Here is a 14,349-nt window from a genome sequence, read left to right as displayed (position 1 = left end):
GGTGGGAGCCGGCCAGCCGGGGCGGCAGGATCTGCTCCCAGTCGCTGTAGCGCTGCGACCAGAACGCCGTGCCCCAGGCGTGGTTGAGCGCGTCCAGCGTCGTGTAGCGGGCGCGCAGCCAGTCGCGGAAGGCGCGGGCGGCGTCGTCCGAGTAGTCGTAGATGTTGTGGCAGCCCAGCTCGTTGGAGACGTGCCAGGCCACGAGTGCGGGGTGGCCCGCGTAACGGTTCGCCATCTCCCGTACCAGGCACAGGGCGTGGTCGCGGAAGACCGGTGAGGTGGGCCGCCAGTGCTGGCGTGCCCCCGGCCACACCGTCTCACCGGTGGCGGTCACCGGGAGGATCTCCGGGTGGGCCGTGGTGAGCCAGGGCGGCGGGGACGCGGTGGCGGTGGCCAGGTCGACCCCGATGCCGCCCTGGTGCAGCAGGTCCATGACCTCGTCGAGCCAGGCGAAGTCCCATGTGTCCGGGGCCGGTTGGATACGGGCCCAGGAGAAGATCCCCACGGAGACGACGGTGACGCCGGCCTCGCGCATCAGCCGGACGTCCTCCTCCCACACCTCGCGCGGCCACTGCTCGGGGTTGTAGTCGGCGCCGTAGCCGAGCCGGGGGGTGGAGTCACCGTCCGGCCCGCTCAGCAGGCGGGTCAGGCGGGTGGAGGTCATGGTGGTCCTTCCGGTGTGTCGCACGGAGGGCGGCGCGGCGGCGCCGCCCTCTCGCACGGCGGTCCTACTTCTCGACGGTGAAGCCCTGCTCGTTGCCGTACTTGACCGAGGCGTCCTGCCAGGCCTTCAGGCCGTCGGCCAGCTTGGTGCTGGACACGTAGGCCTTGCCGACGGTGTCGTTGAAGATCGAGTTGGCGTACTGCTGGAAGGGCAGGTACGACCAGTCGTCGGCGACGTTCGCGGCCGACTCGGCGAAGATCTTGTTGGCCTGCTGACCGCCGAAGTACTCGAACTTGGTGTTCTGGAACTCCTGGGACTGCAGCTCCGCGGTGGTCGCCGGGAAGGCGCCCTGCTTGATACGGGTCTGCACACCGTCCTCGGCGTTCGCGTACTTGGCGAAGGCGTAGGCGAGTTCCTTGTTCTTGGCCAGTTCGGGCACGGTCAGGGAGCTGCCGCCGTTCTCCGCGGTGGCCTTGTCGCCCTTGGTCCAGGCCGGCATCGGGGCAACGCGCCAGTCACCGGAGGCGTTCGCCACACCGGTGACGAAGTTGGCGGGCATCCAGGCACCGGTGACCAGGGTGGCGATGGTGCCGTCGCCCAGGCCCTTGTACCAGTCGTCGGTCCAGCCGGTGATGGGCGCGAGGAGCTTCTCGTCGATGAGCGGCTGCCAGGTGTCGGTGAACTTCTTGGCGCCCGCGTCGGAGAAGTCGATCTTCACCTTGGTGCCGTCGACCTTGTAGGGACGCGAACCGGCCTGCCACAGCATGCTGGTGGTGAAGCCCGCGTCGCCCGCGTCGGCGGCGATGAACGACTTCGGGTCGGCCTTGTGCAGCTTGCGGGCCGCTTCGACGTACTCGTCCCAGGTGGTCGGGACGGCGATCTTGTTCTTGTCGAAGACCTTCTTGTTGTAGAACATCGCCATCGGGCCCGAGTCCATCGGCAGGCCCCAGACGGCGTCGCTCCCCTGGGTCACCGCGTTCCACGGACCCGGCGTGTACTTGTCCTTCAGCTTCTCCGCGCCGAAGGGGGCCAGGTCGGTGAGGCCCTTGGTGAGGGCGTACTGGCCCAGCGCGAAGTACTCGACCTGCGCGACGTCGGGCACGCCCTTCTTGGCCTCGATGGCGTTGGACAGGGCGGTGTAGTGCTTGTCGCCGGACCGCTCGCTGACGAGGTTGATCTTGACCTTGGGGTACTTCTTCTCGAAGTCGGCGGCGACCGACTTGAGGGTGGGCTCCCAGGCCCAGACCGTGACCGTGCCGCCCTTCTTCAGGGCCGCCTGGAGGTCCGAGGCGGAGACCGGCTTCTGGTCGGAGCCCTCGTCGTCGGAGCCGCCACAGGCGGTCGCGCCCAGGGCGAGGGCGGAGAGGAGGGCTATGCCGCGCAGGAGGCGGCTGGTCTTTCTGCGCATGAAGATGCTTCCACTTCTTCGTGGGTGGGACAGGTGAGGGTGTTTTGCGTGAGGGTGTGGTGCGTGAAGCTATGGGGGGCCTTGGGGGTTACTCCTTGACGCTTCCGGCGGCGAGCCCGGACTGCCAGTACTTCTGCAGCAGCAGGAACGCGGCGATCAGCGGCACGATGGTGAGCAGTGAACCGGTGATCACCAGGTTGAAGATCACGTCGCCACCGATCGTCTCGGCCTGCGAGTTCCAGACGCTCAGCCCCAGGGTCAGGGGGTACCAGTCCGAGTCCTTCAGCATGATCAGCGGAAGGAAGTAGTTGTTCCAGGTCGCGACCGTCGTGAACAGCAGCACGGTCACGATGCCGGGGGCGAGCAGCGGCAGCGAGACCTGGAAGAAGGTGCGCGCCTCGCTCGCTCCGTCCATGCGGGCGGCTTCCAGCAGTTCGGTGGGGATGGCCTCGGTGGCGAAGACCCACATCAGGTACAGGCCGAAGGGCGAGACCAGCGACGGGATGATCACTGCCCACGGAGTGTCGGTCAGCCCCATCTTGCTGAACATCAGGAACGTCGGCACCGCGAGGGCGGTACCCGGGACGGCGACGGCACCGATGACCACGGCGAACACGGCGCGCTTCCCGGGGAAGTTGAACTTCGCCAGCGCGTAACCGCCCAGGATCGCCAGGAAGGTGGCCCCACCGGCACCGAGCACGACGTACAGCACCGTGTTGAGCAGCCAGCGCACGAAGACGCCGTCGTTGTACGTGAAGGTGTCCCTGATGTTGTCCCAGAGGGCGAAGTCGTCGGCGAACCACAGCCCGCCTGAATCGGCCAGCCCCTCCTGGGTCTTGGTCGCGCTGATGACGAGCCAGATCAGCGGCACCACGGTGTAGAGCAGCATCAGGCCCGTGAGCACGGTCAGCAGAACGCTGCGCTTGGGGCGCCCGGGAGTGTTCCGACGGGGCGTACGCAGACGGGACGCGCCCTTGCCCGCGCCGGCGGTCTGGGCGGGTATCGACTCGGAAGCGGTGGTGACGGGGGTGCTCATCGGGTCACGCTCCCTTGCGCATGCCGCGCAGCTGCACGATGTAGGCGATGACCATGGTGATCAGCCCCATGATGATCGCGACCGTGGCGGAGTAGTTCTGCTGCTGGCCGTTGAAGGACAGCGAGTACGTGTAGAAGTTCGGGGTGTAGTCGGTCGTGATGGCGTTGCGCGCCAACTGCCGAAGGATGTTCGGCTCGTTGAACAGCTGGAAGCTGCCGATGATCGAGAAGATCGTCGCGATGACGAGGGCGCCACGGATGGCGGGGAGCTTGATGGCGGTGATGACGCGGAACTGTCCCGCGCCGTCGATCTCCGCGGCCTCGTAGAGGGAGTGCGGGATGACCCGCAGCGCGGAGTAGAAGATCAGCATGTTGTAGCCGACGAACTCCCAGGTGACGATGTTGCCGATCGACGCCAGCACCAGGTCGGGCGAGAGCGGTTCGGGCAGGGTCACCCCGAAGGCGTCGTTGATGTCCCCGACGAGGCCGTAGCGGGTGCCGTACATGAAGCCCCACATCAGGGTGGCGACCACGGCGGGTACGGCGTACGGCAGGAAGATCGTGATCCGGAAGAAGTCCGTGCCGTAGAGGCGGCCGCTGTCCAGGGCGAGGGCTATCAGCAGGGCGATGCCGAGCATGATCGGCACCTGGACGACGAGGAAGAGCGAGACGCGGGCGAGGGAGTCCCAGAACCGGTCGTCCTGCAAGGCCTGCGTGTAGTTGTCCAGGCCGACGAACGTGTTGCCGCCGATCAACTGGTCACGGAAGAGGCTGAGGTAGATCGAATACGCGATCGGTGCCAGGAAGACGAGGGCGAACACGGCCACGAAGGGCCCCAGGAAACCCCACCCCGTCCAGGAGCGGCGGTCTCGTCTCGCCGGGGGCGGTGCCGGCCGCGGCTCCACGGCCGCGGGCGGTTGTTGCGTCGTCATGTCGTTCCTCGCTCGTCACATCCCGGAACCGACGGTGCCGCCCGGAATCGACAGGGCCGCGCCGCCGCGATGTTTACGTAAACATCTGCCTTGAAAGGAGGTCGTGCGCTGTTATGTTTACGTAAACATCCAATGGCGGCATGTCTACACTGCCCCGATCACGGTGGTCAAGGGACCCTTGGGAAACCGTGGTGCAAGCAGCGAAACCGTGATGCGACAGCGACAGGAAGGAGGCGGCCGAGGTATGGACACGGCTGACAGAACCCCGACGAGCGTCCCCGGCGGTGGGCGCAGACGGCCCCGCACGGGGACCAGGGCACAGACCGCCTCCATGGCCGACGTGGCCCGTTTGGCGGGGGTTTCCTCACAGACGGTGTCACGCGTCTCCAACGGCTACGCGGGGGTGACGGACGAGACCCGGCAGCAGGTGCTGGCGGCCATGAAGGAACTCGGCTACCGGCCCAACAGCGCCGCCCGGGCCCTCAAGCGCGGCGAGTTCCGCACGATAGGGGTCATCACCTTCTCGCTCTCCACCACGGGCAACGTCCGCACCCTGGAGGCGATCGCCAACTCGGCGGCCCACGAGGGGTACGCGGTGACCCTGCTGCCGGTCGCCGTGCCCACCCAGGACGAGGTCCGCGGCGCGTTCTCCCGCCTCGAGGAACTCGCGGTCGACGCGGTGATCGTCATCATGGAGGTCCATCTGCTGGACGCGGCGACCATCGCGCTGCCGCCGCACGTCCAGGTCGTGGTCGTCGACTCCGACGCCGGTGACCGCTACACCGTCGTCGACACCGACCAGGCCGGCGGCAGCCGCGCCGCCGTCCGGCACCTCCTCGACCTCGGTCACACCACGGTGTGGCACCTGGGCGGCCCGGACGGTTCCTTCGCCGCCCAGCGCCGCGCGGACGCCTGGCACGCGGCCCTCGTCGAGGCGGGCCGCACACCACCACCGCTGGTCCGGGGCGACTGGTCGGCGGAGTCCGGCTACCGTGCCGGGCTCGACCTCGCTGGCCACCAGGACTGCACCGCCGTCTTCGCGGCCAACGACCAGATGGCGCTGGGCCTGCTGAGGGCCCTGAACGAACGCGGCCGGCGCGTCCCCGAGGACGTCAGCGTCATCGGCTTCGACGACATCCCCGAGGCGGGCTCCTTCCTGCCCCCGCTCACCACCCTCCACCAGGACTTCGCCGAGGTGGGACGGCTCTGCGTCGAGAACGTCCTGCGCAAGATGCGCATCGGAGGCGGGGAGCGCGGCACGACCCTGGTGCCGACCCGGCTGGTGGTACGGGAGAGCACGGCACCGCCGCCGGCGCGGACCTGACAGCGCGTTCCAGTCGCCGCGGAGTGCGTGTGCCCGCAGGTCTGAGGGCGAGCCGGTCCTGGGCATCTGCCCGGTGCCGCGCGGCACCGCGGTGCGGTGGCCGAGGGGGCTTGCGCTGTCTTCTACGACGTGCCGTCGCTTCGGCGGATCGAGATCAACAGGGACGGCGACTGAACGGGGCAACCTCAAGGGACGAGTGACACCAGTACCGGGGTACTAGTCGGCCCCGCCGGATTCGGTTCCGGGGTACCGGGGGTTCGCGGAGTTCCGCTCCTAGCTTGAGATCCGGGCCCTCACCGGCCCGCTCTCCTACCGATTCCTTTCCAGCTGGGGGTACTTCCGTGGCCACGTTCCTCTATCGGCTCGGCCGGCTCGCCTTCAGGCGACGACGCCTGGTCCTGATGCTGTGGATCGTTGTGATGGCCGCTGTCGGCATCGGCTCCACCAGAGTCAGCGGCACCACCTCCGACAGCTTCACCCTCCCCGGCACCCAGTCGCAGAAGGCGATCGACCTGCTGGAGAAGGAGTTCCCGCAGGCAGCCGCGAACGGCGCCACGGCCCGGGTGGTGTTCGAGGCGCCCAAGGGCGAGAAGCTGACCTCCGACGCCCACAAGGCCGAGATCGGGTCCCTGGTCGCCAAGCTGCAGAAGTCGCCGCAGGTAGCGAACGTCTCCGACCCCTTCCAAAGCCGCCAGGTGAGCCGGTCCGGCACGATCGCCTTCGCCGGGGTGACCTACAAGGTCGCCCAGGGCGATGTCAACGACGCCGCGCAGGACGTCCTGAAGGAGGTCGCCGCCGACGGTGAGAAGTCCGGTCTGGTGGTGAGCCTGGGCGGCAACGCCGTCAAGGCCGAGTCCGCGAGCAAGGCGGCCGAGCTGATCGGCCTCGTCGTCGCGGCGGTCGCGCTGGTGATCACGTTCGGTTCACTGCTGGCGGCAGGGCTGCCCCTGCTCACCGCCATCCTCGGCGTGCTGGCGGCGATCCTCGCGGTCACCATCGCCACGGAGTTCTGGGACGTCGCCTCGCAGGCCACCACGCTGGCGCTGATGCTGGGGCTCGCGGTCGCCATCGACTACGCCCTGTTCATCGTCTCCCGCTACCGCAACGAGATCCGCGACGGCCACGAGCCCGAGGAGGCCGCCGGGCGTGCCCTGGGCACCGCCGGATCCGCCGTCGTCTTCGCCGGCCTCACCGTGATCATCGCGCTGGCCGGGCTGAGCGTCATCGGCATCCAGATGCTCACTTCCATGGGCCTCGCCGCCGCCTTCGCGGTCGCCGTCGCCGTCGTCATCGCCCTGACCCTGCTGCCGGCCCTGCTGGGCTTCGCCGGCATGCGGATCATGAAGGGCAAGCTGCTCACCCGCCGTATGAAGGCCCTGGAGCGCGGCGAGGGCGAGGCCATGGGCGTGCGCTGGGCCCGCTTCGTGACCCGTAACCCCGTCAGGACGCTCCTCGCCTCGGTGGCCGTCCTGGGGCTGCTCGCCATACCGGCGATGTCGCTGCGCATGGCCCTGCCCGACGACAGCACGAAGGCCCCGGACAGCACCCAGCGCATCGCCTACGACACCATCGCCAGGGGCTTCGGCGACGGCTTCAACGGCCCCCTGACCGTGGTCGTCGACGCCCGCGACAGCGACAACCCGCAGACCGCCGCCGAGAGCACGACCGCGATGCTGGGCAAGCTGGACGACATCGCCTCGGTGCGTCCCGCCGCCTTCAACCCGGACGGCGATGTCGCCATCATCGGTGTCGTCCCCGAAAGCGCCCCCACCAGCGAGACCACCAAGGACCTGGTCTCCACGATCCGTGACCACGGCGCGTCCCTGCACACCGACACCGGCGCCGACCTGATGGTCACCGGCACCACCGCGGTCAACATCGACGTCTCGGCCAAGCTCGGCGAGGCCATGGTCCCCTACCTGGCCATCGTGGTCGGCCTGGCACTGATCCTGCTGCTCCTGGTGTTCCGCTCGATCCTGGTCCCGCTCAAGGCCGCCCTCGGCTTCCTGCTCAGCGTGGTGGCCACCCTGGGTGTCCTGGTCGCCGTCTTCCAGTGGGGCTGGCTCTCGGACGTCTTCGGAGTGGACCAGACCGCACCCATCGTCAGCGTGCTGCCCATCCTGCTGATCGGCGTGATCTTCGGTCTCGCCATGGACTACGAGGTCTTCCTGGTCACCCGGATGCGGGAGGAGTACGTCCACGGAGCCGAGCCCACCGAGGCGATCGTCTCGGGCTTCAGGCACGGCGCCCGCGTGGTCACCGCCGCCGCCGTCATCATGATCTCCGTTTTCGCCGGCTTCCTCCTCGACGACACCGCGATCGTCAAGTCGATCGGTCTGGGTCTTGCCGCCGCCGTCCTCTTCGACGCCTTCGTGGTCCGTATGACCATCGTGCCCGCGGTCATGACCCTGGTCGGCCGCCGCGCCTGGGCCCTGCCGAAGTGGCTGGACCGCGTGATGCCCGACGTCGACGTCGAGGGCGAGAAGTTGCGCCAGGTGCTGGAGGCGAAGCAGCCGCACACGTCGGTCAACGGTGACGGTTCCGACGACGACCGTGACTCCGGCCGCCACACGGACGTGGACAGCCTCGTCGGCGCCGGTGTCGTCAGTGGCTCGGGCGGCGCGTACACACCGGCGCGCTCCCGGCAGGAGGCGGCCCTCACTCCACCCGATGCGGTCCTCACTCCGCCCGAGGGGGCCCTGACCGAAACCGATGTGCCCGCGGCCGAAGCCGGGGAGCAGCCCGCGAAGACCCCGAGGGCGCGTCTTGGGAAGGGGCTCAGGAAGAGGCTCCCGCGCAAGAGCTGACAGGAAGAAGCTGACAGGAAGAAGCAGGCCGCACGGCCGTACGATCCGCGTGGGAGCGGCGGACTTCCGCCGGCCGTGTCCCCCAGCCCCGCCCGCCGGTCCGACTCCCCCGAGGACCGGCGGGCGGCCCCACCCGCACCGTGGAGACCCACACCGTGACCGCATCGAGCGCCCCCGCATCGAGCGCACCCCCACCGACGCCTCCCGGCCTCGGGCACCTGCCCCGGATCCCCGAGACGTTGATGAGCGACGCCGAACAGCGCGTGATCGTCCCGCTCATTCAGCGGCTGGCCTCATGGCGGCAGGCCGACCGGGCTCACCCCCGCATCCGGCGGTGGGGGGTGACCGTGTTCATCGCCGCGATGGGCCTCCCCTCCCTGTTGAATCCCCGCAACGAGGCCGACGCGTGGGCGGCCCTTGCGCTGTGCTTCGCCTTCTCCCTCCCCCTGCTGTGGCGGGAACGCCGTCCGATGCTGGTCTTCGCCCTCACCACCGCGGTCTCCGTGGTGACCCTTCCCCTGGGAGTGCTGAGCGGCTCCGACGCCGCGCGGGCCGTGGCCCTCTTCAACGTGGGCCGCATCTGCCCGCCCCGCCAGTTGGTCATCGCCCTCGCCGTCACCGTCGCGCAGCTCGTCGCCTGGGCCACCGTCTTCACACTCGGTGGCCAGCTGCAGCACGCCACGCGTCCCGAGGTGGTGACGACGTTGGCGATCGGCGGCATGGCGGCGGTGGCCGGTCTCGGACTCGCGGGCCGCCTGGTGAACGTCGTCATCGCCGCCCTCCAGCGGGAGCGCGACCAGCAGACCCGCCTCGCCGCCGCCCAGGAACGCGCCCGGGTCTCCCGCGAGATGCACGACATTCTCGGTCACACCCTCGCCATCATCGTCGGCCTCGCCGACGGCGCCGCCGCCCTCGCGCCGACCCAGCCCCAGCGCGGGGCCGACACCCTGCGCATCATCGCCGACAGCGGCCGCGGAGCCCTCGGCGAACTGCGCCGTCTGCTCGCCGTCATCGGTGACGACGACAGTCCGCGCGACGACGCCCCGCTCGCTCCCCAGCCGGGCCTGGCCGACCTCGACGCGCTGCTGGGGCGGTTCCGTGCCGCCGGCCCCACCGCCACCCTGCACACGGAGGGCGACCTCGCCGGCCTCGCCGAGGGCCTCCAGCTCGCCGTCTACCGCATCGTGCAGGAAGCCCTCACCAACACCCTCAAGTACGCGGCCCCCGACACCACGGTCACGGTCTCCGTCACCACCGCCGACGACCGGGTTCGCGTCGCGGTCGAGGACACCGGCCCGCACCGCGTCCCCCAGGGCAGCCATAGCGGCGACAGCGGAGGCAAGGGCCTGGTCGGCATGCGTCAACGGGCCGCCCTCTACGAGGGGACCGTGACCGCCGGCCCCAACGCCCTCGGCGGCTGGAGCGTTCACGCGGTCATGCTGACCACCTCCCTTTCCGCCAAGCCCCCTCTGTCGCTCGATCAGAGGGAATCCCACAGCCCGATGGAGAGGCACCCCGAATGACCACCGTTCTGATCGTCGACGATCAGGCCCTGCAGCGCCTCGGCTTCCGCATGCTGCTGGAGGCACAGCCCGACGTGACCGTCGTCGGCGAGGCCACCCACGGTGCCGAAGCGATCCGGATGACCGCCGACCTGAGCCCCGACGTGGTCCTGATGGACGTCCGGATGCCCGGCATGGACGGCATCGAGGCCACCCGCCGCATCGTCGAGACCGGCAGCCGCTCCCGCGTACTCGTCCTGACCACCTTCGACCTCGACGAATACGCCTACGGCGCCCTGCGCTCCGGAGCCAGCGGTTTCCTCCTGAAGGACGCCCTGCCCGACGAACTCGTCGCAGGAATCCGCGCCGTGGCCGCCGGAGACTCCGTCATCTCACCGGGCCTAACCCGCAAGCTCATCGACGCCTTCACCAGCCACCTCCCCGGCCACACCCCCGACCAGGAGCGCCAACTGGCCCGGCTCACCGAACGCGAGCGCGAGGTCCTCACCGCCGTCGCCACCGGCTGGACGAACGCCGAGATCGCCGCTCGCCTCCACCTCGCCGAATCCACCGTCAAGTCCCACGTCAGCAACATCCTCACCAAGCTGGACGCCCGCGACCGCGTCCAGGCCGTGATCTTCGCCTACGACGTGGGCCTGGTCCGACCGGCCTGAGCCGGGTCGCCGGTCGCCGGTCGCCGAGGACCACCTGACACCCTCGGCGCCCCGTCACCAACGAGGAGCCGACACCCGCGTGTCCGGCCTGCGCCACGACAGCCACAGGGCGACCGCTTCCGCGATGGGCTGCTCCGTCTCCAGTTCGACGAAGCCGAACTGCCCGCCCTGGTTGCACTCCAGGAACCACCACACCCCCTCCTCGTCCTCGGCGAAGTCGAAGGCCGCGTACGCGAGACCGGCGAGGGAGAGGTACTCCAGTGCCGACCTGGTGATGCGGTCGGGCACCGGGACGGCCTCCCAGTTGTACTCGGTCTCGCCGTAGCGGCCGTCGATCTGCCCGGGGGCGGCCCGCTTGCGGGCGGCGAACAGGCGGTCGCCGACGCAGGTCAGACGGATGTCGGCCCTCTTGGGTACGTACCGCTGCAGCAGCGCGGGGCCGGCCGCCACCGCGGAGAAGTCGGCGTCGGGCCCGATCAGCGTCGTCGGCAGGGCGACGGCGGGGTCGTCGGGCGGCGGGCCCGAGGCCGACTTCACGACCACGTCCCGGTGCAGCTCGGCGAACTGCTGGGCCACCTTCGGTGCCGTGGTGAAGGTGGTCGGCGGTACGGCGAAGCCGCTGAGGTGGGCGACCTTCAACTGCCATGGTTTGTGCCGCGCCTGGTCGGCGTTGCTCGGGTGGTTCATCCACGCGGTCGAGGCCGAGTAGAGCATGCCGTAGAGCGCCTGCCGTGTCTCGGCGGTCAGCCACGCGGACGGCTGGGGCGCGTGGGCGGCGGGGTCGCCCGGCCTGCGCACCCAGACGGAGCGCAGGCCTCCCATGCTCAGCACGTGCCCGTGGACCGACAGATGCCCGTCGAAGTCTCCGTGCGCGTAGTCGACCGACAGCACGGCCTTCCCCGGGATGTCGGCCGGATCGAGACGCATCACCGGCGCGCCCAGCCTGTTGAGCTCGGCCACCACCATGTCGGCGGTGACGTCCTGCTCCGACGTGAGTATCAGTACGGTCACGAGCGGCTGCTGTCAGTCGTCGAAGTGCGTCTGCGAGCCCGCTGTGGACGTCGTGGTGCCGACCGCGAGCAGGAGGTCCCTGTCCGCGACGGCGGGACGGCCGTCGCCGAGCACGTTCAGCTGCAACGAGGCGTCGAAGCTGTAGGGCTCCACCACGATCGGCAGGGCTCTGGGCCGGACGTAGTTCAGGGTGAACGGTCGCAAGGCGAACCTCCCAGGTCTTAACGCTGTCTATACGCGCTCCTGTACGTCCGTCTCGCGTAAGGAATTCATCACTTTCCGCCACATCAGGGTGAAGGTCATCACATCAACCTCGGGACGCTTTTTCACGTCCGCCCCCTGTCGGCACGGCTCCTGAGGGGTCGTCACAGGCGCGGGAAAGGGTTGCCGTTAACACCCCCGACCTGTCGCGGTGACGTGGGTCACATGCATCCCGCACCCCTCGACCTCGCTCGACTCGGCGACTTAACGTTCCGACGTTTCAAGGGAATTGAATCGATTCAACAATAGACTGGGGCCGCGATCAATGTCCGATTCATCCTCACGCCATGGCGGGACACCACGTCGCACCGTCCTGGCGGCCGGCCTGATGACCGGTGCCGTCACCTCACTCGGCCCGGCTCTCCCCGCGGTCGCCACCCCGGCTTCCACTGCCGACGGCCCGGAGTTCGACGCCGACTGGTTCGCCTCGCCCCCGCGGTCCGTGCGCCCCAGGTTCCGGTGGTGGTGGCCGGACGGACTGGTCACTCCGGACAAAGTCGCCCGCGAGATCGACCAGATGGCCGACGCCGGGTTCGGCGGCGCCGAGATCGCCGCCGTTCACCACAGCATCCGAGACAAGTCGGTCCTGGACCCCGCGCACCACGGGTGGGGCAGCAGACCGTGGCGCGAGGGCGTCGAGGCAGCGCTGCGGCGGGCCGCGAGACGCGGACTCACCATCGACCTCACCCTGGGCCCGAGCTGGCCCGCCGCCGTCCCCGGCATCGCGCCGGACGACGAGGCGGCGGTGAAGGAACTCGTCCACGGCCGGGCCTCGTTGGCCGGCGGAGCCACCTTCAGCGGCCCCGTGCCACCGCCCGTGCAGGAGCCCGCGTCCGGCGTGACCCGACAGCGGCTCCTCGCCGTGCAGGCGGCCCGGGTCGACCCGGCCCACTCCACCCGCAAGGAGACCGGCCTGGACCTGGCCACCGTCGAGGACCTCACGCACCGTGTCGCCGACGGCACCCTCACTTGGACGGCACCGTCCGACGGGGAGTGGGTGCTGATCTCGTACTGGCAGCGCGGTTCGGGGCAGCAGCCCGAGTCGGGGCCGCACTCCTCCCCCGCCGCCCACGTCGTCGACCACTTCAGCGTGGCCGGCACCGCCGCGATCACGGAGTACTGGGAGTCGCGGGTGCTCACTCCCTCCCTGCGGCGGCTGCTGCGCGTGGCGGGCGGCGCGTTCTTCGAGGACTCCATCGAGCTGGAGACCGACGGCCTGCAGTGGACGCCCCTGCTGCCCGAGGCCTTCGAGAGACACACCGGCCGGCCGCTCCTGCCGTACCTCCCCGCGCTGGTGCTCGACAACGGCAACCAGGTCTTCGCCTTCGAGGCCCAGCTGACCCGGCAGATCCGGCACGACTTCTGGGAGACCGTCTCCGGTCTGTTCAACCGGCACCACGTGCGCGCCCTGCGAGACTGGGCGCACTCGCTGGGCATGGAGCTGCGGGCCCAGCCGTACGGCCTCCAGACCGATGCCATCGCCTCGGCCGCCGTCCTCGACATCGCCGAGGGCGAGTCGCTCGGCTTCAAGAACCTGGACGACTACCGCTGTCTGGCCGGCGGCCGGGACATGGCCGGGCACACCGTACTGTCCTGCGAGGCGGGCGCCTACAACGGTTCCGCGTACGGCACGACCTGGGACCGGTTCCTGCGGACCATGGGCGGTGCGTACGCGGCGGGCGTCAACCAGACGGTTCTGCACGGCTTTTCGTACGCCACGGCACCGGGCGTGAGCTGGCCCGGGTTCGCCGCGTTCAGCCCGTACGGGGGAGCGCCCGGCTACGGCGAGTCCTGGGGACCGCGTCAGCCCACCTGGCGGCACGTCGACGACATCGCCGGTTACCTCGGCCGTGTGCACCGCGTCCTCCAGGCCGGTGCCCCCCGGGCGGATGTCGCCGTGTTCCGTCAGACCGGCTACACCGCCACGGGGATCGGTGCCTCGTGGTTCACGTCGACCGGTGTTCCGCTCGGCTGGACCCACCAGTTCCTCAGCGGCCCGCTGCTCGGTCTTCCCGAGGCCACCGTCATCGGCGGGCGGCTCGCGCCCGGGGGCCCCGCGTACAAGGCGCTGTTCGTGGAGGGCGACTTCTTCCACGGGTCCGCGCCGACGCTCGCCGAGACCGACGCCCGCAGACTGCTGGAGTTCGCCTCGGCGGGCCTGCCGATCGTCCTGCTCGGCGCGTTCGACCAGGCGCTGACGCCCGGCGTGCCCGTGGACGGCGGGACCGAGCGGCTGCGGGACGTACTCGCGCGCCTGCTCGCGCTGCCCAACGTGCGCCGCGTGACGGACAAGACGGCCGTGGGCGACGCCCTCGCCGACCTCGGGGTGACCCCCGACGCGCGGTACGCGTCCGCCTCCACCCTGCTCAACGCGCACCGGGCCACCGAGGACGCCGACTTCTACTACCTGTGCAACGGCAAGCACGCCGAGAGCGTCAAACCGCCGGTCGCCGCGATCGACCACGAGGTGACACTGCGTCCCACCCGGCGCGGGACGGCGGTGCCGTACGTGCTCGACCCGTGGACCGGCAAGGCCGTGCGGGTCGCCCGGTACACCGAGGACGGCGGCGGCTTCACCCTGCGCGTGGCCCTTCAGCCGGGGCAGGCCACGATCGTCGCCCTGGGGCGGCCCGGCCTGTTCGGGGACCGCCTCGGCAGGCGGCCACACGTCGTGGCCACCGACGCCGACGAGGTCCTGTTCACCCGGAAGGGGACCGTCGTGCGGGCGGGC

At 70.0% G+C, this 14,349-nt stretch carries 11 protein-coding genes; 5 read left to right on the top strand and 6 right to left on the bottom strand.

The annotated features are described in order from the left end of the window. From FNH08_RS26640 to FNH08_RS26625, 4 genes are all read right to left on the bottom strand, one after another. A partial coding sequence (locus tag FNH08_RS26640; RefSeq protein ID WP_194238623.1) for a beta-galactosidase occupies positions 1–664 on the bottom strand: 664 nt, incomplete at its 3' end. Between the two features lie 64 nt (positions 665–728). Beyond that, positions 729–2,072 carry an ABC transporter substrate-binding protein gene (locus tag FNH08_RS26635; RefSeq protein ID WP_152774064.1) on the bottom strand — a complete coding sequence of 448 codons (1,344 nt, stop codon included), beginning with the start codon at positions 2,070–2,072 and terminating at the stop codon, positions 729–731. A gap of 88 nt (positions 2,073–2,160) precedes the next feature. Continuing rightward, complete coding sequence (locus FNH08_RS26630; protein ID WP_152774063.1) at positions 2,161–3,108, bottom strand: carbohydrate ABC transporter permease; 948 nt, start codon at positions 3,106–3,108, stop codon at positions 2,161–2,163. A 4-nt stretch (positions 3,109–3,112) separates the two neighbouring features. Beyond that, the gene (locus tag FNH08_RS26625; RefSeq protein WP_152774062.1) at positions 3,113–4,039 is read right to left on the bottom strand and encodes a carbohydrate ABC transporter permease; all 927 of its coding nucleotides are present in this window, start codon (positions 4,037–4,039) and stop codon (positions 3,113–3,115) included. Positions 4,040–4,283: 244 nt separating this feature from the next. Between FNH08_RS26625 and FNH08_RS26620 the strand changes: the two genes are divergently transcribed. The 4 genes from FNH08_RS26620 to FNH08_RS26605 all read left to right on the top strand — a co-directional run bounded on the left by FNH08_RS26620 (position 4,284) and on the right by FNH08_RS26605 (position 10,346). Further along, entirely contained in the window at positions 4,284–5,363 is a 1,080-nt protein-coding gene (locus FNH08_RS26620) for a LacI family DNA-binding transcriptional regulator (protein WP_152774061.1), read from the top strand. Between the two features lie 341 nt (positions 5,364–5,704). Then, on the top strand, positions 5,705–8,170 hold the full coding sequence (locus FNH08_RS26615) for an MMPL family transporter (RefSeq protein ID WP_322725440.1): 2,466 nt from the start codon (positions 5,705–5,707) through the stop codon (positions 8,168–8,170). 155 nt (positions 8,171–8,325) lie between these two features. Beyond that, the gene (locus tag FNH08_RS26610) at positions 8,326–9,693 is read left to right on the top strand and encodes a sensor histidine kinase (protein ID WP_322725438.1); all 1,368 of its coding nucleotides are present in this window, start codon (positions 8,326–8,328) and stop codon (positions 9,691–9,693) included. After that, entirely contained in the window at positions 9,690–10,346 is a 657-nt protein-coding gene (locus FNH08_RS26605) for a response regulator (RefSeq protein WP_152774060.1), read from the top strand. The genes FNH08_RS26610 and FNH08_RS26605 overlap by 4 nt, the downstream gene beginning before the upstream one ends. A gap of 54 nt (positions 10,347–10,400) precedes the next feature. Here FNH08_RS26605 and FNH08_RS26600 read toward each other — a convergent pair whose 3' ends face one another. Further along, positions 10,401–11,357 carry an MvdC/MvdD family ATP grasp protein gene (locus tag FNH08_RS26600; protein WP_322725436.1) on the bottom strand — a complete coding sequence of 319 codons (957 nt, stop codon included), beginning with the start codon at positions 11,355–11,357 and terminating at the stop codon, positions 10,401–10,403. A 12-nt stretch (positions 11,358–11,369) separates the two neighbouring features. Then, the gene (gene tgmA, locus FNH08_RS26595) at positions 11,370–11,561 is read right to left on the bottom strand and encodes a putative ATP-grasp-modified RiPP (RefSeq protein ID WP_131566970.1); all 192 of its coding nucleotides are present in this window, start codon (positions 11,559–11,561) and stop codon (positions 11,370–11,372) included. 322 nt (positions 11,562–11,883) lie between these two features. Between tgmA and FNH08_RS26590 the strand changes: the two genes are divergently transcribed. Continuing rightward, positions 11,884–14,349, top strand: a 2,466-nt coding sequence (locus FNH08_RS26590) for a glycosyl hydrolase (RefSeq protein WP_152774059.1), incomplete at its 3' end; no start/stop codon positions are given.

It is taken from the genome of Streptomyces spongiae (assembly GCF_009377185.1).
Taxonomy (GTDB): Bacteria; Actinomycetota; Actinomycetes; order Streptomycetales; family Streptomycetaceae; genus Streptomyces; species Streptomyces spongiae.
The sequence above is the reverse complement of the archived record's forward strand: the minus strand, read 5'-3'. Positions and strand labels throughout refer to the sequence as shown.